The organism is Cobetia sp. (assembly GCF_983723665.1).
On sequence record NZ_CFDJES010000024.1, the window covers coordinates 15658 to 17459 of the forward strand.

Annotated in this window: 2 protein-coding genes; both read right to left on the minus strand. The window is 62.6% G+C overall.

Annotated features, from left to right (window positions below; translation table 11 throughout):
• On the minus strand, nucleotides 1-1352 hold a 1352-nt coding region (sthA, locus tag AC4FAH_RS04260; protein ID WP_490245685.1), incomplete at its 3' end, for a Si-specific NAD(P)(+) transhydrogenase.
• A gap of 132 nt (nucleotides 1353-1484) precedes the next feature.
• On the minus strand, nucleotides 1485-1736 hold the full coding sequence (nqrM, locus tag AC4FAH_RS04265) for a (Na+)-NQR maturation NqrM (RefSeq protein ID WP_043331913.1): 252 nt from the start codon (nucleotides 1734-1736) through the stop codon (nucleotides 1485-1487).
• Between the last annotated feature and the right edge of the window lie 66 nt (nucleotides 1737-1802).

Below are 1802 nucleotides of genomic sequence, written 5' to 3' on the forward strand. Positions count from 1 at the left end.
TAGGCTTCCGCCATGGTCGGGTAGTTGAAGGTGGTGTTGACGAAGTACTTGAGCGTATTCGCCTCACCCTTCTGCTGCATGATGGCCTGACCGATGTGTACGATCTCGGACGCCTGGTCACCGAAGCAGTGGATGCCGAGAATTTCCAGCGTATCGCGATGGAACAGGATCTTGAGCATGCCGACGGTATCGCCGGTGATCTGGGCGCGGGCGGTGTCCTTGAAGAACGCTTGCCCCACTTCGTAGGGGATGCGCGCCTCGGTCAGTTCGGACTCGCCACGCCCCACCGAGCTGATCTCGGGGATGGTGTAGATACCGGTCGGCACCTCATTGACGAACTTGAACTCTTCCCCCAGCAGGTTGGCCGAGGCGAAGCGGCCCTGATCGTAAGCCGCGGATGCCAGGCTCGGCCAGCCGATCACATCGCCCACCGCATACACGTGGTCCAGCTCGGTGCGGTACTGATCATCGACGGTCAGCTGACCGCGGCCGTTGGCCTGCAGGCCGACATTCTCGAGACCAAGGCTGTCGGTGTTGCCGGTACGACCGTTGGCCCACAGGAAGGCGTCAGCACGCAGCTTCTTGCCGGACTTGAGGTGCACGACCACGCCGGACTCGTCGCCCTCGATGCGATCGTATTCCTCGTTGTGACGCACCAGCACGCCGTTGTTGCGCAGGTGGTAGGACAGCGCGTCGGAAATCTCGTTATCCAGGAAGGACAGCAGACGATCACGCGTATCGATCAGGTCGACCTTGACGCCAAGGCCGGAGAAGATCGAGGCGTACTCGGAGCCGATGACACCGGCGCCGTAGATGATCAGCGTGCGCGGCGTGTGTGACAGCCCCAGGATGGTATCGGAGCAGTAGATGCGCGGGTGGCGGAAGTTGACGTCCGCCGGGCGGTAGGGACGCGAGCCGGTGGCGATCACGACCTTCTCCGCGTGCAGCTCCTCGACCCCTTCATGGGCATCGCGCACCACGACGGTGTGCTCGTCCTTGAAGCGCGCGGTACCGAAGAACACATCGATGCGATTGCGGGCGTAGAAGCGCGTACGCATCTCGACCTGCTGCTCGATGGTGCGGCGTGAACGCTCCAGCACCTTGGGGAAGGAGAACCAGCGCGGCTCGCCGATATCGCGGAACATGCGATTGGTGTTGAACTCGATGATCTGCTTGACCGCGTGGCGCAGCGCCTTGGAAGGGATGGTGCCCTTGTGGGTGCAGTTGCCGCCCACGGAAGACTGAGCCTCGATCACGGCGACACGCTTGCCATGCTTGGCCGCGTTGACTGCCGCGCTTTCCCCTGCCGGACCGGTACCGATCACGACGACATCGTAGTTATAGACTGCCATGAGACTCGCTTTGCTCCTTGATTGTTCGTAGACCGGCCCTGACACGTACGGTCTCACCTCGCGGTGACACTGCCATGTCAGGGCCGGTAGCAGGCCTTGCGGCCGGCGGGCTCTGAGCCATCAGAGCAGAAATCAGCGACGTGCGGCGTCGTAGGCCAGATCGCTGGCCGGCTTGCCGCCACTCTCTGCCATCAGACGCTGGCGATCCTGCTCCTTCTCGCACTCCTCGTCCTTGCCGCCACAGATGTCACAGCCATCCTTGAGCCCGAGGTTGTTGAGACCACCGCAGGAGCCTGCGATCGGCTTGCGGCCCATCAGAACACCGACGGCCATCACGCCAATCAGCAGCAACATCGCGGCGAATACCAGTAACCAGATCGTCATGTCATTCCTCCCGGGGCATGGCCCCATTGTGAACCTCTCGCGCGGGTCGGCTCCAGCGCAGCTTGC